17 protein-coding genes and 1 tRNA gene are annotated in these 17,835 nt (G+C 69.4%); 12 read left to right on the top strand and 6 right to left on the bottom strand.

The annotated features are described in order from the left end of the window. From ACWZJV_RS27290 to ACWZJV_RS27335, 10 genes are read left to right on the top strand one after another with little or no spacing between them, the layout of a single operon-like run. Nucleotides 1-1,767 carry an ABC transporter permease gene (locus ACWZJV_RS27290; protein ID WP_457179615.1) on the top strand — a complete coding sequence of 589 codons (1,767 nt, stop codon included), beginning with the start codon at nucleotides 1-3 and terminating at the stop codon, nucleotides 1,765-1,767. Then, the gene (locus ACWZJV_RS27295) at nucleotides 1,760-2,884 is read left to right on the top strand and encodes an ABC transporter ATP-binding protein (RefSeq protein WP_457179616.1); all 1,125 of its coding nucleotides are present in this window, start codon (nucleotides 1,760-1,762) and stop codon (nucleotides 2,882-2,884) included. Before ACWZJV_RS27290 ends, ACWZJV_RS27295 begins: the two co-directional genes overlap by 8 nt. Nucleotides 2,885-2,931: 47 nt before the next feature. Beyond that, on the top strand, nucleotides 2,932-4,020 hold the full coding sequence (locus ACWZJV_RS27300; RefSeq protein ID WP_457179617.1) for an isocitrate/isopropylmalate dehydrogenase family protein: 1,089 nt from the start codon (nucleotides 2,932-2,934) through the stop codon (nucleotides 4,018-4,020). Nucleotides 4,021-4,065: 45 nt separating this feature from the next. Beyond that, complete coding sequence (locus ACWZJV_RS27305) at nucleotides 4,066-4,740, top strand: hypothetical protein (RefSeq protein ID WP_457179618.1); 675 nt, start codon at nucleotides 4,066-4,068, stop codon at nucleotides 4,738-4,740. Beyond that, entirely contained in the window at nucleotides 4,737-5,981 is a 1,245-nt protein-coding gene (gene otnK / locus ACWZJV_RS27310; protein WP_457179619.1) for a 3-oxo-tetronate kinase, read from the top strand. Before ACWZJV_RS27305 ends, otnK begins: the two co-directional genes overlap by 4 nt. Next, a complete protein-coding gene (gene otnC / locus ACWZJV_RS27315) occupies nucleotides 5,978-6,607 on the top strand; it encodes a 3-oxo-tetronate 4-phosphate decarboxylase (RefSeq protein WP_457179620.1) in 630 nt (209 codons plus the stop codon). The genes otnK and otnC overlap by 4 nt, the downstream gene beginning before the upstream one ends. Then, nucleotides 6,604-7,671: an Ldh family oxidoreductase gene (locus ACWZJV_RS27320; RefSeq protein ID WP_457179621.1), complete on the top strand. Its 1,068-nt coding sequence runs from the start codon at nucleotides 6,604-6,606 to the stop codon at nucleotides 7,669-7,671. The genes otnC and ACWZJV_RS27320 overlap by 4 nt, the downstream gene beginning before the upstream one ends. Continuing rightward, the gene (locus ACWZJV_RS27325) at nucleotides 7,671-7,982 is read left to right on the top strand and encodes a putative quinol monooxygenase (protein ID WP_457179622.1); all 312 of its coding nucleotides are present in this window, start codon (nucleotides 7,671-7,673) and stop codon (nucleotides 7,980-7,982) included. Before ACWZJV_RS27320 ends, ACWZJV_RS27325 begins: the two co-directional genes overlap by 1 nt. Continuing rightward, nucleotides 7,979-10,666, top strand: coding sequence for an aconitate hydratase AcnA (gene acnA / locus ACWZJV_RS27330; protein ID WP_457179623.1), 2,688 nt, complete (start codon nucleotides 7,979-7,981; stop codon nucleotides 10,664-10,666). The genes ACWZJV_RS27325 and acnA overlap by 4 nt, the downstream gene beginning before the upstream one ends. A gap of 33 nt (nucleotides 10,667-10,699) precedes the next feature. Further along, nucleotides 10,700-11,092 (top strand): hypothetical protein, encoded by a 393-nt coding sequence (locus tag ACWZJV_RS27335; protein ID WP_457179624.1) that lies wholly within the window; start codon nucleotides 10,700-10,702, stop codon nucleotides 11,090-11,092. A gap of 574 nt (nucleotides 11,093-11,666) precedes the next feature. Here the strand turns inward: ACWZJV_RS27335 and ACWZJV_RS27340 are convergent. Together ACWZJV_RS27340 and ACWZJV_RS27345 are read right to left on the bottom strand one after the other, a co-directional pair. Continuing rightward, nucleotides 11,667-11,752 (bottom strand) — tRNA-Leu (locus ACWZJV_RS27340). A gap of 72 nt (nucleotides 11,753-11,824) precedes the next feature. Then, the gene (locus ACWZJV_RS27345; protein ID WP_196874302.1) at nucleotides 11,825-12,592 is read right to left on the bottom strand and encodes a glycerophosphodiester phosphodiesterase; all 768 of its coding nucleotides are present in this window, start codon (nucleotides 12,590-12,592) and stop codon (nucleotides 11,825-11,827) included. A gap of 103 nt (nucleotides 12,593-12,695) precedes the next feature. On the opposite strand from ACWZJV_RS27345, the gene ACWZJV_RS27350 reads away from it, so the two are divergent. Then, on the top strand, nucleotides 12,696-14,009 hold the full coding sequence (locus tag ACWZJV_RS27350; protein ID WP_008361295.1) for a M20/M25/M40 family metallo-hydrolase: 1,314 nt from the start codon (nucleotides 12,696-12,698) through the stop codon (nucleotides 14,007-14,009). Between the two features lie 53 nt (nucleotides 14,010-14,062). Here the strand turns inward: ACWZJV_RS27350 and ACWZJV_RS27355 are convergent, their stop codons facing one another. The 4 genes from ACWZJV_RS27355 to ACWZJV_RS27370 all read right to left on the bottom strand — a co-directional run bounded on the left by ACWZJV_RS27355 (nucleotide 14,063) and on the right by ACWZJV_RS27370 (nucleotide 16,889). Further along, a complete protein-coding gene (locus tag ACWZJV_RS27355; RefSeq protein ID WP_457179625.1) occupies nucleotides 14,063-14,905 on the bottom strand; it encodes a phosphotransferase family protein in 843 nt (280 codons plus the stop codon). Nucleotides 14,906-15,022: 117 nt separating this feature from the next. Further along, nucleotides 15,023-15,592 carry a histidine phosphatase family protein gene (locus ACWZJV_RS27360; protein ID WP_457179626.1) on the bottom strand — a complete coding sequence of 190 codons (570 nt, stop codon included), beginning with the start codon at nucleotides 15,590-15,592 and terminating at the stop codon, nucleotides 15,023-15,025. Nucleotides 15,593-15,638: 46 nt separating this feature from the next. Further along, nucleotides 15,639-15,818 carry a DUF5703 family protein gene (locus ACWZJV_RS27365; protein WP_040756208.1) on the bottom strand — a complete coding sequence of 60 codons (180 nt, stop codon included), beginning with the start codon at nucleotides 15,816-15,818 and terminating at the stop codon, nucleotides 15,639-15,641. Nucleotides 15,819-15,938: 120 nt separating this feature from the next. Further along, entirely contained in the window at nucleotides 15,939-16,889 is a 951-nt protein-coding gene (locus ACWZJV_RS27370) for an aldo/keto reductase (RefSeq protein ID WP_196874298.1), read from the bottom strand. A gap of 120 nt (nucleotides 16,890-17,009) precedes the next feature. Here ACWZJV_RS27370 and ACWZJV_RS27375 point away from each other — a divergent pair, with 120 nt between their 5' ends. Continuing rightward, nucleotides 17,010-17,834: an undecaprenyl-diphosphate phosphatase gene (locus tag ACWZJV_RS27375; protein ID WP_008361287.1), complete on the top strand. Its 825-nt coding sequence runs from the start codon at nucleotides 17,010-17,012 to the stop codon at nucleotides 17,832-17,834. Nucleotide 17,835: the final 1 nt, after the last annotated feature.

A 17,835-nucleotide genomic window follows, 5' to 3' on the forward strand; every position in this document is an offset into this window, starting at 1 on the left:
ATGGCAACCATGACCACGCCGCCGCCGGCGTCACAGGACCAGCCGCCAGAGTTCAGGGCGCCGCACTACCGCAGGCCGATGGGCGTCGGTCGCGACCAGCTCACCATGTGCGCCGTGCTTGCAGTGCTGGCGATCCTGGTGCTCGCTCCGGTCGTTCCCACGCTCTGGCAGAGCGTCGTCGACCGTCCTCTCTACGAGGACGGTGGCGTCCTCACCCTCGAGGGCTACCGAGCCCTCTTCACCGACTCCGGGTTCGGCGAGGTCATCCTCAACACCCTGATCTTCGCGGCCCTCACCACGGCACTCAGCATCGTGATCGCCGTGCCGATGGCGGTCGTGGTGGTGCGTACTCGGCTTCCCGGGGGACGCCTGATCGCCCTGGCGATGCAGTGGCCCTTCTTCATCTCCTCGCTGATCCTCGGCTTCGGCTGGATCCTGATGTACGGCCCTGCCGGATTCGTCAGTACGCAGGTCGAGCAGCTCTTCGGTGGCGTGCCGTGGAACCTCTACTCGATCCCCGGCATGGCCGTCACCGAGGCGGTCGCGCTCGCACCGATCGCGTACGTCTTCTGCGCGAACGCGCTGCGCCAGTCGGACGCCTCGCTCGAGTCCGCGGCCCAGGTGTGCGGCGCGGGACCGGTGAGGATCCTGTTTCAGGTCGTGGTGCCGATGCTGCGGCCGCCGGTGGTCTACAGCTCGATCCTGATCTTCTCGATGTCCGTCGAGACGCTGAGCGTCCCGCTGCTCTACGGCCAGCCGGTCAACATCAGCGTCTTCTCCACGTTCCTCTACAAGAACGGCCTCCAGGCGGTCGACCCCGACTACACCGTGCTCGGTGCCGCATCCGTTGTGATCCTGCTGGTCACGATCAGCCTGGTCGCGCTCCAGGCCAAGCTCCTCAAGGACTCTGCGCGGTTCGTCTCGGTGCGCGGGAAGGCCACCCGGCCACGCAAGCTCGAGCTGGGCTGGGTCAAGTGGGTGAGCGTCGCCTTCATCGCGTTCTACGTCGTGTTCGGTGCGCTGATCCCGATCCTGGGGCTGGTCTTCCGGTCCTTCACCCTGATCTTCACGCCACTGCGCAACCCATTCGACTTCCTGACCATGGACAACTACGCGACGGTCTTCCAGTTCGAGTCCTACCGGCAGTCGATCATCAACAGCCTCATCGTCGCCGGCGTCGGGTCGGTCCTGGTGAGCGCCCTCGCCGTGATGGCGGTGATGGTCGCGCGAAGGTCCACCTTCCGCTTCGGCCGTCTCGTCGAGTACCTCGCGCTCATCCCGCAGTCGGTCCCCGGGATCATCATCGGCATCGGGTTCTTCTGGGCCTTCGCCTTCGCTCCGTTCGGCGCGGGCAACCTGCTCCAGGGAACGCTCGGCGCGTTGGTCATCGCATTCGGCCTTCGCGCTCTGCCCAGCGCGTTCGGGTCGGTGGCGCCTTCGATCATGCAGATCGGGGCCGAGCTGGACAATGCCGCCCGCGTCTCGGGAGCCGACTGGCTGATGACCTTCTTCCGGGTCCTGCGCGTGCTGATCACGCCCGCCTTCGCAGGAGCGCTCGTCCTCACCTTCGTGATCATGCTGAAGGAGTACTCGCCCGCCGTCTTCCTCAGCTCCGCCGACAGCAACATCCTCGGCACCACCATGCTCGAGCTGTGGGCCCAGGGTCGCACCGGCTCCGTGGCCGCGCTCGCCACCGTCCAGATCGCCATCACCGCCGCCTTCGTGGCACTCGCAGGCCTGCTGATGAAGGGAAAGCACCATGCCTGAGCTCGTCGTCAAGAACCTCAAGAAGCAGTTCGGTGACAACACCGTCCTGCACGACAACACCTTCACGATCAAGGACGGTGAGTTCTTCACGCTCCTCGGGCCCAGCGGGTGCGGGAAGTCGACCACTCTCAACTGCATCGCCGGCCTCGACCGCCCGACGGGAGGGTCGATCACGGTCGACGGCACCACGTTCGTCGACCAAGAGCGTGGCAGGTTCCTCCCGCCCGAGGAGCGCAACCTCGGCATGGTGTTCCAGTCGTACGCCCTGTGGCCGCACATGACGATTGCGAAGAACCTCGCGCTCCCGCTCGACATCCGCAAGGTCGACAGGGCCCGGCAGAAGGAGCTCATCCACGATGCGCTCGACAAGGTCGGCCTCGCCGACCTCAGCGACCGCTACCCGCACCAGCTCTCCGGCGGCCAGCAGCAGCGGGTGGCGCTGGCACGGGCGCTCGTCTACTCGCCCACGATGCTGCTGCTCGACGAGCCGCTCTCGAACCTCGACGCCAAGCTGCGTGAGCAGGCCAGGGCCTGGCTCAAGCGGCTCCAGGAGGAGCTCGGGATCACGACTGTCTACGTCACCCACGACCAGGACGAGGCCCTCGCGCTCAGCGACCGGATCGCGGTGTTGTCCGGGGGCCACATGCTCCAGGTCGCCGATCCGCACGCGATCTACGAGCGTCCCGCCACCCCTGAGGTCGCCGCCTTCGTGGGTCGGTGCAACTTCTTCCAGGGCAAGGTCGAGGAGTCCAGCGGAACGCGCCACACCATCCGCCTCGATTCCAACGACGGCATCGTCGTGGTCGAGGCCGAGCTGGAGACCTCGACCGGCCAGGGCATCACGGTCGCGATCCGTCCCGAGCGGCTCGAGGTCGTACCCGCCGGTGCCGAGACGCCCGGCGCCAACCGGCTCGACACCGAGGTCCTCACCTCCTCCTATGTCGGCAGCCACTACGAGTACGACGTACGCCTGGGCAACCAGGTGGTCCAGGTCGAGAGCCAGAGCCCCGGCCTCACCGGACGTGTGCAGCTGGTCTTCGAACCCGGCAGCGCCCTCCTCTACGCCGAGAAGGTCGCGCTCAGCCAGGAGGAGCGGGACCTGCTCACGGTCTCCTGACTCCCTCCCGCCCCACCTACCTCCACCCATATCGAAAGGCCACGAACGTGACCACACAGCTCACCCGTACGTACCGACTCGGCGTCCTTCTCGGTGACGGCATCGGTCCCGAGATCGTCCCCTCCACGGTCGCGATGATCGATGCGGCCGTCGCAGCGGCCGGGATCGAGCCGATCGACTGGCACGAGCTCCCGCTGGGCGCCTCGGCGATCGAGGAGCTCGGCAGCCACACTCCGGAGAGCACGCTCAAGGTCCTCGAGGACCTCGACGGCTGGCTCCTCGGACCGCACGACAGCGCGGCCTACCCCGAGCCGTACCGGAGCCAGCTCAACCCGAGCGGCACCATCCGCAAGCACTTCGGTCTCTACGCCAACATCCGGCCGGCCAAGGCGTTCCAGGGCGGCAACGCAGTGGTGCCCGGGACCGACCTGGTCATCGCCCGGGAGAACACCGAGGGGTTCTACGCCGACCGCAACACCTTCCAGGGCACCGGCGAGATGATGCCGACGCCCGACGTGGCGATCATGCACGGCATCATCACGCGCGCAGGCACCGAGCGGATCGCCCGCTCAGCCTTCGAGCTCGCCACCCGTCGCCGCAACAAGGTGACGATCGTGCACAAGGCCAACGTGCTCAAGATGACGACCGGCCTGTTCCGTGACGTGTGCCGTGAGGTGGCCGCTGATTTCCCGGGGGTCGAGGTCGATGACTTCCACATCGACGCGATGACCGTGCATCTGGTGCGTCGGGCCGACGACTTCGACGTGATCGTCACCGAGAACATGTTCGGCGACATCCTCTCCGACCTCGCCGGCGAGATCGCCGGGTCGCTCGGCATCGCGCCGTCGATCAACACCTCGGACACGCACGCCATGGCCCAGGCGTCGCATGGTTCGGCGCCGGACATCGCCGGACGGGACATCGCCAACCCGATCGCGATGAACCTCTCGGGCTCGATGCTGCTCGACTGGCTCAGCGGCCGTTACGACGAGCCTCGGCTCGCGGACGCGGCGCGCCGGCTCGACGACGCGGTCGCCGCCACCGTCGCGGCCGGCGTCTCGACCCGCGATCTCGGCGGCAGCGCCGGAACGCGCGAGTTCACCGACGCGGTCGTCGCCCGCATCGCCTCGGCCTGACGACCACCCGGCACGTACATCCCGATCCCAGGAGGAGCACCACCTATGTCCAGGCCCACCGTCGCGTTGATCCACGCGAGCCAGGCCGCGTTGGCCCCCGCCGAGGGCGCGTTCGGCGACGAGTTCCCCGAGGCCGACCTCTGGCATCTGCTCGACAGCCGGCTCGTCACCGACGCGGACGCGGCGGGCGGCCTCACCGAGGACCTGCGTGCCCGAATGGCCACGCTGATCCAGTACGCCATCGACGGCGGCGCCGACTCCGTGCAGCTCACCTGCTCGATGTACGGTCCGGTCGCCTACGACGTGGCGGCGCGGCAGCCGGTCACGGTACTGGCCTCGGACCAGGCGATGTTCGACCAGGTCGTGGTGCTCCGCCCGGGGCGGGTCGCTGTGCTCGCGTCGCTGGGCGCAGCCGCCGCTGACAGCGCCCAGCGCCTGGGTGACTGGCTCGCCGCGGCCGGGGTGACGAGCACGATCGAGTCCGTCGTCGTGGCCGGGGCGGCCGATGCCGTCTCGGCCGGAGACGTCGAGGAGCTGACGCAGATCATGGCCGTCTCGGCGGCGACAGTCGCGAAGACGGCGGAGGTGATCGTGCTCGCGCAGTACTCCCTGGCTCCGGCGCTGGCCGGGATCGCGGCCGCTGTGGACGTGCCCGTGCTCAGTGCACCCCACCTCGCCGCTGGGTCCCTGGCCGCCGGGCTGAAGGAGTGTGACTCGTGATCGCGATCGGCTGCATCGCGGACGATTTCACTGGTGGCTCCGACGTCGCCGCGGCGCTGCGCCGCTCGGGGCTCTCGGTGGCGCTCCTTTTCGACGTACCCGACGGGAACACGGTGATCCCAGAGGTCGACGCGATAGTCATCGCCCTCAAGACCCGGACCGTCCCGGTCGAGGATGCCGTCGCCGAGTCGCTGGCCGCTCTTGATTGGCTGCGGACGCGCGACGTCGAGCGGGTCTACTTCAAGTACTGCTCCACCTTCGACTCGACCGACGAGGGCAACATCGGCCCGGTCGCCGACGCCCTCCTCGAGGCGCTCGGCGAATCGACCACGGTGATCTGCCCGGCGTCGCCGGAGCACGGGCGGACGACCTACCTCGGACATCTGTTCGTGGCGGATCGGCTGCTCAGCGAGTCGCCGATGCGGCATCACCCACTGACCCCGATGACCGATCCCGACCTGGTGCGGGTGCTGCGGCGCCAGACGTCGGGCACGGTCGGGGTGCTGCCACTGGCGACGGTCGCCGAGGGGTCCGGTGCGGTGGCGGTGGCTCTGAAGGCGTACGCCGCAGCCGGCGTACGTCACGTGGTCGCCGACGCGGTCTCCGCCGCCGATCTGGGCGCGATCGCCGAGGGCGCCATGCATCTCCGCCTGCTGACAGGGGGAGCCGGGCTGGCCGGCGCCGTCGGCGCCGTGATCGCGGGAACGTCGGGAACCTCGACGGCGGCGAGCGTGCTTCCCTCCGGCCCGTCGGTCGTCCTGGCCGGCTCGTGTTCGGCAGCCACCCTAGGCCAGGTCGCCGCGGCGGCCGAGGTGATGCCGTCCTACCGGCTCGATCCCGTCGGCACCCCGGACCCGGCCGACATGCTCGCGGCCGCCGGCGAGTGGCTGACCGCCCACCTCGGCCAGACGCCGGTCCTGGTCTACTCCTCGGCCGGACCCGACGAGCGCGAGCGAGCCCGGGCGGCCATGGGGCCGGAGACATCGGCGATCCTCGAGCGGACCCTTGGCACCCTCGCGCGTACGGCCGCCGAACGCGGAGCCCGGCGGATCGTCGTTGCCGGAGGCGAGACCTCGGGCGCGGTCGTCCAGGCCCTCGGCGTACGCAGTGTCCTCGTCGACCACGAGGCCGACCGCGGCGTGCCGTGGTGCCTCACTGGCGAGGGTCTCGCCCTGCTGCTCAAGTCGGGCAACTTCGGCTCCGAGGACCTGCTGGTCCGTGCCGCGGGACTTGACGCATGAGCGACATCGCTGAGCAGATCGTCGAGCTGGGTGCCTCCTTCTTCAGCCGCTCGCTGACCTTCGGCCACACCGGCAACCTCAGCGCGAAGGTGTCCGAGGACCGCATCCTGTTGACGCCCACCGGCGTCAGCCTCGGCGCGCTGGACCCGGCCGCGCTGTCGGTGATCGATCTCGACGGTCGCCACGTCGACGGTGCCAAGCCGTCGAAGGAGGCCTTCCTGCATGCGGCCGTCTACCGGTCGCGGCCAACTGCCGGCGCCGTCGTGCACCTGCACAGCACCCACGCCGTCGCGGTCTCCTGTCTTGCTGACATCGACCCCGCCGATGTGCTGCCGCCGCTCACCGCCTATTACGTGATGCGCGTCGGCAGGCTCCCGCTACTGCCCTACCACGCACCCGGCGACACCTCGCTCGAGGAGTTCGCCGAGTCGACGGCGCTCGATCACCACAGTTTCCTCGTCGCCAACCACGGCTCCGTCGTCGCCGGCTCCGACCTGTCCGCCGCGGCCGATGCTGCCGAGGAGCTCGAGGAGACGGCCCGACTCTTCCTGCTGCTCCGCAGCCACGCCACGCGACCGCTGACCGACGACCAGGTCGCCGACCTGACCCGGAGGTTCCCCGCATGACCGTCATCGCCGATCCCGACCGGCTCGCCGAGTTCGGCGCCGAGGTGCTCGTCTCGCTCGGCGTCCCTGAGGATGATGCCCGGCTCGTGAGCGACAGCCTCGTCACCGCCGATCTCTGGGGTCACCCGTCCCACGGCATGCTGCGCCTGCCCTGGTACGTCGCCCGGCTACGCTCCGGCGTGATGGAGGCGGTCACCCGCGAGGAGATCGTCGTCGATACCGGTGTCCTGGCGGTCATGGACGGTCGCGAGGGCATCGGCCAGATCGTCGCCGACCGCGCCTGCCAGGCGGCTGTCGCACGCGCCGCCGTCCACGGGATCGGCGTCGTGGCCGTACGCAACAGCAACCACTTCGGCACCGCTGCCTACTGGACCCGGCGGATGGCCGAGGCTGGTTGCGTCGGGATCCTCACCACCAACGGCAGCCCAGCGATGGCGCCCTGGGGCGGCACGGAGAAGACCGTCGGCGCCAACCCGTGGTCTGTGGCGACGCCGGGCGGCAGCAACCCACCCGTGGTCCTCGACATCGCCAACACCGGTGTGGCCCGCGGCAAGATCTACGCCGCTGCCGAGCGCGGCGACCGGATCCCCGACACCTGGGCCCTGTCCGCCGACGGCATACCGACGACCGACCCGCATGTCGCGGTGCACGGGTTGCTGGCGCCCATGGGCGGCCACAAGGGCTACGGCATCTCATTCGTGATGGATGTGCTCTCCGGCGTGCTCACCGGCTCCGGATATGGAGCCGGCGTCGTCGGGCCCTACGTCCCTGACGGGCGCAGCGGCTGTGGCCACCTGGTCCTCGCCCTCCAGGTCGACACCGTTCTCCCCAGCGGCGACTTCGGGGACCGGATCGACGACCTGATCGCGGCGACCAAGGCGGTGCCTCGCGCGAGCGGTGTCGATGAGATCTTCTACCCCGGCGAGATCGAGGCCCGCGCCGAGGTGCAGGGGCGCCTGACCGGCGTACGGCTGCCCGACAAGACGGTATCGGACCTCCGCGGTCTCGGCACCGAGTGTGGCGTGGCGTTCGACGACTCGATGCTGCAGCAGGTGGCCAGCTGATGTTCACCATCCTGGTCGACCTGACCGTCCGTCCCGACCGCATCGAGGAGTTCCTCGACGGCATCCGGGAGAACTCCCGCGCTTCGCTGCACGACGAACCCGGATGCCTGCGCTTCGACGTCCACCGCCGCCTCGACGACCCGCACCGCTTCGTGCTGCACGAGGTCTACACCGACGAGGATGCGTTCCGCGTCGCACACCGCGAAGCGCCGCACTACGCCGCCTGGCGTGGGGTGGCCGATCGGTGCGTGGTCGATGGCGGTCACATCAACACGTACGCCAGGCCGGCGTTCCCGGAGGACCTCGCATGACCCGCCCGACCAAGATCCGCTCGCTCGACTCGTTCGGCACCCGCGACACCCTCGACGTCGACGGGAGGGCGTACGAGATCCACAGCCTCGCCGGCCTCGACATCGACGCCCTACCGTGGAGCCTGCGGGTGGTGCTGGAGAACCTGCTCCGGCACGAGGACGGCGAGCAGTCCAGCAGCGATCAGGTCGAGCTCCTGCTGCGATGGGCCGACGGTCCCGACCACGACAGCGCTATCGACCTGAGCCCCGCACGCGCCTTCCTGCACGACACCAACGGCGTACCGACCCTGGCGGACCTCGCTGCGATGCGGGACGCGATGGTCGACCTCGGGGAGGACCCGTCCCTGGTCAACCCGCAGATCCCGGCCGAGCTCGTCATCGACCACTCGGTCATCGCCGACGTGTTCGGTCGCAGCGACGCGTTCGAACGCAACGTCGAGATCGAGTACGCCCGCAACACCGAGCGCTACCGCTTCCTCAAGTGGGGCAAGGACGCCCTCGAGGACTTCGCCGTGGTGCCTCCTGGCACGGGGATCATGCACCAGATCAACGCCGAGTATCTTTCCCGTGTCGTGACCGCCGAGGAGGGCTGGGCCTACCCCGACATCTGCCTGGGCACCGACTCCCACACGACCATGGTCAACGGCATGGGCGTGCTCGCGTGGGGTATCGGCGGCATCGAGGCCGAAGCCGTGATGCTCGGCGAGTCGTTGTCGATGCGACTCCCGCGTGTCGTCGGCTTCCGGCTGCACGGGGACCTTCCGGAGGGCGCCACCGCGACGGACCTCGTGCTCACGATCACCGAGACGCTGCGGCGACACGGTGTCGTCGGGAAGTTCGTGGAGTTCTACGGACCTGGTGTCTCGGCGACGACGCTCCCGGACCGGCTCACCATCGCCAACATGAGCCCTGAGTTCGGCTCGACCTGCGCCTACTTCCCGATCGACGACGAGACGGTTCGCTACCTCCGCTTCACGGGGCGACCCGAGGAGCAGGTACGCCTGGTCGAGGCTTATGCACGACACCAGCGGCTGTGGTTCGACCCGGCCCACGAGCCGACCTACTCCGAGACGGTCGAGCTCGACCTGGCCACCGTCGTACCGTCCATAGCCGGACCGCGCCGTCCCCAGGACCGGGTGCTGCTCGCCGACGCGCACGAGGCGTTCCGTCGTTCGCTCCCCGAGATCCTCGGGCTCGACGCCGGCGGTGCGCCGGGCGCCGGCCGCGGGGTCGAGGTGACACTCGGCGGCGAGCGGCATGCGATCGACCACGGGGCGGTGGCCATCGCCGCGATCACCTCGTGCACGAACACGTCCAACCCGTCGGTCATGGTCGCCGCGGGCCTGCTCGCCAAGCGCGCCGTCGAGCGCGGTCTGCTCAGCCAACCGTGGGTGAAGACCAGCCTGTCGCCCGGCTCCAAGGTGGTGACCGACTACCTCACCGACGCGGGTCTCATGCCCTATCTGGAGAAGCTCGGCTTCCACCTCACCGGTTACGGCTGCATGACGTGCATCGGCGCCTCCGGGCCGCTGATCCCCGAGGTCACCGACGCCGTCCACGAGCACGACCTCAGCGTCGTCTCGGTGCTCTCGGGCAACCGTAACTTCGACGGCCGGATCAACCCCTACGTACGGATGAACTACCTCGCCTCGCCGCCGCTCGTGGTGGCGTACGCCCTCGCCGGGACGATGGACACCGACATTGTCCGGGACCCGCTCGGTCACGACCTCGATGGTCGTCCGGTCCACCTGGCCGACCTCTGGCCGACCTCGCGGGAGATCCAGGACGTCATCGACAGCACGGTGGAGGCGGGCATGTTCGCCAAGGCGTACGCCGACGTCTTCACTGGTGACGAGCGGTGGCGGGGCCTGGACGTGCCGGCGGGGGAGACCTTCGCCTGGGACCAGGGTTCGACCTACCTGCGTCGCCCGCCCTACCTGGACGGGATGACCCGCGAGCCACGTCCGGTGGCGGATATCACCGGCGCCCGCGTGCTGGTCAAGCTGGGCGACTCCGTCACCACTGACCACGTCTCACCCGCCGGTGCGATCCCGGTGCACACCCCGGCCGGGCAGTACCTGACCGAGCTCGGGGTCGAGCGCTTCCAGCTCAACACCTACGCCTCACGCCGCGGCAACCATGAGGTGATGATGCGCGGCTGCTTCGCCAACGTACGCCTGCGCAATCAGCTCGTGCCCGGGGTCGAGGGCGGGTCGACGCTGAACCTGCTGACCGGCGAGACCCAGAGCGTCTATGACGCGGCGATGGCATATCGGGAGGCCGGCGTCCCGCTGGTGGTCATCGGAGGCAAGGAGTACGGCAGCGGATCCTCCCGCGACTGGGCGGCAAAAGGCCCCGCGCTCTTGGGAGTCCGGGCCGTCTTAGCGGAGTCGTTCGAGCGGATCCACCGCTCGAACCTGATCGGCATGGGCATCCTGCCCCTGGAGTTCCTGCCGGGGGAGTCGGCGGAGTCCTGGGGGCTGACCGGCACCGAGACGTACGCGATCTTCGGGCTCGACGCTCTCAACGGCCCGTCACGCCCTGAGACCGTCGTCGTCACCGCCGGGACCGCCACCTTCGAGGTGCGGGTGCGCCTCGACACCGACCGTGATGCCGCCTACTACCGCCACGGCGGGATCACGCCCTACGTCCTGCGGCGGATCCTTGCGGAGTCCGCCAGCTGAACCGGTGGGCGCTGCCATCACTCAGGAGAAGCCATGTCGATTCCTTCACATCCAACCCGGCGCACGGTCCTGATCGGTGCCGCCGGCGCCGGACTGGCCTCCATGACTCCTGCGACGGCAATGGGTGCTTCGGCCGGAGTGTCGTCGGCGGTTGCGGCCACGATGCCGGCCCACCGCGGGGCACGTGACCTCGTCGCATACGTCGGCTCTCGCACCACTCGCCAGCGCAACGCCCGCGGTGCTGGGATCACTGTCTGGCGCGTACCCGCCACCGGGCGCAGCTGGGAGCTCCTGCAGACGGTCGTGGCCGATGACAACGACCCGAACACCCCGACACCCGAGGACGCGCTCAGGTCGATGGTGAGGCGGCTGCGGCTGATTCCGATGGCATCGAGGAACTCGTCGGTGCGTACGCCATCGGGGTGAAGGGCGAGGTAGGCGAGGAGTTCGGCGAAGTACGGCCGTCGGGCAGGTGGCACGGGCTCGAGCGGCGCGCCGTGGCGAGCGCAGTTGGGACTGCGCACGGGGGAGGGCACGGAGCTGCGATCCAACCCACGCCTCGCCGACGTGGCTGCTGGTAGGTGCGAGAGCCGACCGACTCCGCATGTTCATTTCGACCGGCATGGACCGCTGCACAGATCAGATGTCACCTATCCGTGCAGCAGTCCCCACTGTGTGTCCGCAGGTCCGTGCGGAGTTGTGACTCAAGACGGCAGGCGACCACAAAGGTTCGCATTCACGCTCACTGCATCCCGGTCGCCCCGATGACCCACCACGTCGAATGCGTCGCTCTGCCCCCGCGGGCGAGGGGGTCGGGTGATCGGTCAACACGAGCCGTCGACCACGGTCTGGGCGAGTGCTCCTGAGGGGGCAAGTTACGCTGTGGGGGATAACACAACAGCGGGTCTGTGCGCCGATCTGCCCTACGGCTGCCCTACTAGGCGATCCTGAGGTCTCGTGAAATGCGAGAAACCCCAGGTCACCCTGGGGTTTCTCTCTGTGCGCGAGGGGGGACTTGAACCCCCACCCACTAATACGTGGACTAGCACCTCAAGCTAGCGCGTCTGCCTATTCCGCCACCCGCGCGCAACAAGAAGAACATTATCAGGAGCCCGTCCCGGTGCCGAATCGGGATGGCCCTCTGCGCACAGGCGCAGGTCAGGCCGGGAGGAGGGCGCGGGCGGGGTGGTTGCTGGTGACCATCCAGACGCGCTTGTCGTAGACGAAACGACGCAGCCGACCGGGGTTGTCGACGGTCCAGACGAGGACCTTGATGTTGCGGCGGTGGGCCCAGCGGAGCAGCCAGACGTCGGCGAGGCGGTGCTCGACGACGACCAGGTTGGAGCGGCAGCGCCGGATGCGGCCCTCGGGGAAGAACTCCGAGAGCTTGAGGCGGACGAGCTTGAGCGGGTGGTGGCGGAAGTCGACGCCGCCCAGGGAGAGTCCGACGAGGGTCTCGGGGGCACGCAGGTCGGCCCAGTCGCGCAGGACGCGTACGGACTCGTCGACCATCGTGGTGACGATGAAGCTCTCCCTCATCACCTCGAGGGCGATCTCGGCCGCGTCGACCTCGTGCGGGAGCCCGAGGTGGTTCGACGGCGAGGCGAACTTGAGGTCGATGTGGGCGTGCTTGCCGTGGGCGGCGAGCAGTTCGAGGGCCTCCCGGTAGCGCACGAGGCGGAACGGCGCGAGCCTGGAGAGCGCGGCGTACGTCCTGTCCGCGATCCTCACCTTGCGGCCGATGCGGTCGCGGATGTGGCCGTCATGATGCAGTACGAACTCGCCGTCACGGGTGCGGTGGACGTCGAACTCGACGTAGTCGACCTCCATCCGGACGGCCTCCTGAAGCGACTCCCAGGAGTTGTCACGGTGCCCCGACTGGCGCGCGGCGGCGCGGTGAGCGGAGAGAAGGGCACGCTTCTGCATGCGCCCATGGAAACCCACGCATCCGACCACAACGAAATCCTTTGCCATCGCATAGGTGGACGTCAGGCGGCTGTTTGTCGTCACCGGTCGATACGGTGGCGGTATGACCAGCGCCGAGACCGAGGTCGTCGACCTCTGCCGTGACCTGATCCGCATCGACACCAGCAACTACGGCAACGACCCGGGACCGGGGGAGCGGAAGGCGGCCGAGTACGTCGCGGCTCAGCTCGACGAGGTCGGGATCGCCTCCGAGATCTACGAGTCCGAGTCGGGTCGGGCCTCGGTCGTCGCCCAGTGGGGCGGGGCCTCGACAGGCTCGACCACCGCGCGGACGGACGGTCTCCTGCTCCACGGCCACCTCGACGTCGTCCCGGCCGCGGCCGAGGACTGGCAGGTCGACCCCTTCTCGGGCGAGATCCAGGACGGGTACGTCTGGGGCCGAGGTGCCGTCGACATGAAGGACTTCGACGCGATGCTGCTTGCGGTCGTCCGCGAGCGTCAGCGCACCGGCCGGATCCCCGAGCGCCCGATCACGCTGGCCTTCACCGCCGATGAGGAGGCCGGTGGGATGAAGGGTGCCCACGTGCTCGTCGAGGACCACCCCGACCTGCTCGCCCACTGCACCGAGGCGGTCGGCGAGGTCGGCGGCTTCTCGACCACGGTGAAGGGCCGCCGTCTCTATCTCATCGAGGCGGCCGAGAAGGGCATGGCCTGGATGAAGCTGACCGCCCGCGGCACCGCCGGCCACGGCTCGATGATCAACCGCGACAACCCGATCACCCGTCTCTCCGGTGCGATCGCCCGCATCGGCGCCCACGAGTGGCCGGTGCAGCTGACCCCGACGATGCAGACGCTGCTCGCCGCGGTCGGCGAGATCGCGGGGGAGGAGCCGACCCCGGAGAACGCCGAGCGGCTCGTCGAGGAGTTCGGGCCGGCGGCCCGGATGATCGGCGCCACCCTGCGCAACGTCACCAACCCGACGATGACCAGCGCGGGCTACAAGGTCAACGTGATCCCCACCGAGGCCACCGCCCACGTCGACGGGCGCTTCCTGCCCGGCTTCGAGGACGACTTCTTCGAGACGCTGCGCACGCTGTGCGGCGAGGGGATCGACATCGAGTTCGACCAGAACCAGATGCCGTGGGAGACCCCCTACGACGGCGCCCTCGTCGCCGCCATGGAGCGTTCGCTGGTCGCCGAGGACCCCGACGCGCTCGTCGCTCCCTACCTGATGTCCGCCGGCACCGACGCCAAGCACTTCAAGCGGCTCGGGATGAGGACGTACGGCTTCGCGCCGCTGCGGCTCCCCGAGGACCTCGACTTCACCGCGCTGTTCCACGGTGTCGACGAGCGGGTGCCGGTCGACGCGCTCCAGTTCGGGGCGCGCGTCATGGACCGGTTCCTGGACCAGGTCTGACGACTGAACGCCGAGTCGGCTCGTCATGACGAGCCGACTCGGCGAGGCCTCGGTCAGGGGACGAGGGCGGTGAGCGTCTCCTCGCTCAGGGCGGCGACCTCGGCGTGGCCGGCGCGGTGAGCCCAGGCAGCGACGGAGATGGCGTCGCGGACCTGCAGCCGGTGCCAGGCCTCGGGCTCGCGCGGGTCGGAGCCGTAGCCCTCGCAGAACGCCTTCTCGAAGGTGTCGTTGCGGGTGAAGTCCTGGGCGGAGAGCCGGGAGAGGTCGTAGAGGGCCGGCCGGAAGCCGAAGCGGCCCGAGTCGATGACGCGCACGGTGCCGGCGTCGAGGACCCAGCTGGTCGGCTGCCAGTCGCCGTGGGTGGGCACGAGGACCGTGGTCGGCGTGGGCCACGAGGTGATCTCCGTGCGGAGACGCGCGACGAGATCCTCGCCCAGCCCGGTGCCGTCCAGCCAGGAGAGGGCGCGCTCGTTGAGCTCGGGCTCGTAGTCCTCGTCCTCGACGCTCGCCTGGCCGTGGAAGACGGCCAGCAGCTCGCCGGCCTGGCGGTAGATCTCGGGGTCGTGGATGGCGGCCGAGGTGCTGGCCGGCTCGCCGTCGAGATGGGTCATCACGATGATCCGGGCCTCCCGGTCGGCCTCGACGAGGCTGGGCGCGTGCCCGGTCTCGGTCCAGGGGGCCAGCCAGCTGCGGAAGGCCGCGAGCTCGCGGTCGATGTGGCGTACGCCTTCTGCTGCGGTCTTCACCAGGAACCGGTCGTCGCCGGCGGAGAGCACGAGGGCGGTGGTGCCGGCGCGATGCAGATCGCTGCGGTCGAGGACCAGCTCGGCTCCGGGGAGCCACTGGTCGAGAAGGTCACGCTGGGCGGGGGTCAGGGTGTCGAGTGCCGAGATCACGGGCGGATCCTGCCAGCGCGACACAACTCACGACACCGTGTCGCGGGCGGATATCCGTGTTGTTGGCGCCTTGTTGGCGCCGCTTGTCCAGATCGACTCGGATCGACGCGGATCGACTCAGATCGGCAGGACGACCTCGGCGTTGAACGTCTCGACCACGGGCTCACCGGCGATGTTCGGCCCGATGCTGGTCAGGGTCGCGTTGCCGATCGGGCCGATCCGCATCCAGGTCGCGGGCGGGGCGTTGAGGACCTGGCGTACGAACCAGGCGACCACGAACGCGTGCGTCACCAGCACGACCTCATCGTCGTGGTGCTCGAACCAGAGCTTGTGCCAGGCGGCGGTGAGGTCGGCGCCGTCGACGTCGCGCTCGGCCTCGGGTACGTCCTGGAACCACTCCCAGCGGTGGGTCGGGTAGTCACCGCTCCGTTCGGTCGACGGCACCGGGGTGCGGTCGGCGAGCAGGGCCGAGGGCACCGACCCGGCGCCGAGGTTCTCGGTGAGGATGACGGCCGTCTCGGTCGTACGCCGGCTCGGCCCGTGCAGCACCTGACGGACGGGACGGAACGCGAGTCGGTGGGCGAGCGCGTGGACCTGGCGGCGGCCGAGCTCGGAGAGGCCAGGGTCGGCCCCCGCCAGGTCCATGCGCTCGCTGGCGGCTTCGCCGTGGCGTACGAGGTGGATCACCCGCAGGACCCTAATCTCTGGACCGGCGACGACCGTGGAGACGCGCTCAGACCGTCAGGCGCTGGCGGATGATCTTGCGCCGGAGCGTCACCCGGCGGGTGCCGTCGGCGGTGATCCGCACCCGGTCGAGCTCCCAGCCGCCGTGCTCGGCGCGCTCGACGAGGAGCTTGGTCACGATGTTGCGGGAGAACTCACGCGAGAAGGTCACCTTGTCGTACTCCCACATCACTCCGGGGCGGGGCGGACGGCGTTCGGCTCGGGCCAAGGCAGCACTCCTTCTGCTGGACTACTCGAGGAGAACCAGTGTGCCCGAAGAGATGTTCCCGTGCGGGCAGTTAGCGGGCAGTCAGACCGCGGAGACGTCGTCCAGGGCGAGCGCGATCTCGGGCGGCAGGGTCAGGTCGGCGACCTGGAGGGCTTCCTTGAGCTGCGCCGCGGTGCGCGCCCCCATGATCGGGGCGGTCACGCCCGGGCGGTCGCGCACCCAGGCCAGCGAGACCTGCAGCGGCGTCCACTCCAGGCCCTCGGCGGCCTTGGCGACGGCGGTGACGATGCCGCGCGAGCGCTCGTCGTCGTAGACGTCCACCCGTGAGGAGAAGTTCGGGTCGGCGCCGCGGGAGTTCGACGGGATGCCGGTGCGGTACTTCCCGGTCAGCACGCCACCGGCGAGCGGCGACCAGGCCAGCACGCCCATCCCCATCGCGCCGGCCGCGGGCACGACCTCGTACTCGACGTCGCGGGCCAGCAGGGAGTACTCCACCTGCGTCGAGGCCAGTGTCGCCCGCCCCGGCACCGCCCGTTGCCAGGTGGCGGCCTGGGCGGTCTGCCACCCGGTGTAGTTGGAGACGCCGACGTAGGCCGCCCGGCCGCTGCTCAGCGCCATGTCGAGCGCCGAGAGGGTCTCCTCGAGCGGCACCTCGGGCGACCAGACGTGCACCTGCCACAGGTCGACGTGGTCCACACCGAGCCGGCGGAGCGAGGCGTCGAGGCTGGTCAGCAGGGCACCACGGGAGGTGTCGACCCCGCGGCTGCCGCCACGCCAGGTGATCCCGCCCTTCGTCGCCAGGACGACGTCGTCGCGGCTCATCACGTTCTCGGCCAGGAGCGAGCCGAGGAGCTTCTCGGAGGCTCCGTCGCCGTAGCCGGCGGCGGTGTCGACGAGCGTGCCACCGGCCTCGGCGAAGCCGGCAAGCTGCTCACGGGCCTCGTGCTCATCGGTCACGCTGCCCCAGGTCATGGTGCCCAGGGCGAGAGACGAGACTCGCAGCCCAGTGGCTCCGAGGAGTCGGCTCTGCATGGGGACAATCTATCGGTGCCCTCCGCGAGGCCCCGGCCGGACACGCTGGCGTGACGGCGGACACAACGAGAGGGAGGCAGCGGTCGGGCGCTGCGTACGTGCCCTTTAGAGTTTGCGCCCGTGGATTATCTGCAGGCGATCGCACTGGGCATCCTTCAGGCACTCACCGAGTTCCTGCCCATCTCATCCAGCGCACACCTGCGCATCTTCCCCGAGCTGCTCGGCTGGGGTGATCCCGGCGCGGCGTTCACGGCCGTGATCCAGATCGGCACCGAGCTGGCGGTGCTCGCCTACATGGGCAAGCACATCTGGAGCATCATCTCCACCTGGTTCCGCAGCCTGTTCAACGCCGAGCTCCGCAGCCACACCGACGCCCGGATGGGCTGGTTCATCATCGTCGGCTCGATCCCGATCGTGGTGATGGGGCTGCTGCTGCAGGACATCATCGAGAAGGACCTGCGCAGCCTCTACGTCGTCGGCACCATGCTCGTCGTGATGGGCATCGTGCTCGGTATCGCCGACCGGATCGGCGAGAACCGCAAGCGCTTCGACGACCTGTCCTGGCGCGACGCCATCCTGATGGGCTGCGCGCAGGCCTGTGCGCTGATCCCGGGCGTCTCCCGCTCGGGCGCGACGATCTCGATGGGCCGGGCGCTCGGCTACGAGCGTGCCACGGCGACCGAGTACGCCTTCCTGCTGGCGCTCCCGGCGGTCTTCGGGGCCGGCCTGTTCGAGATGAAGGACATCGCCCACGAGGACAACCTCTACGGCTGGGGCCCCACGATCGTGGCCACGATCGTCTCGTTCGTCCTCGGCTACGCGGTGATCGCGTGGCTGCTGAAGTACCTCTCGCGCAACACCTACACGCCGTTCGTGATCTACCGGGTCGTCCTCGGCGTCGCGGTTCTGGTCCTCGTCGGCGTGGGTGTGCTCACCGAGTGGTGAT

It is taken from the genome of Nocardioides sp. WG-D5 (assembly GCF_054031175.1).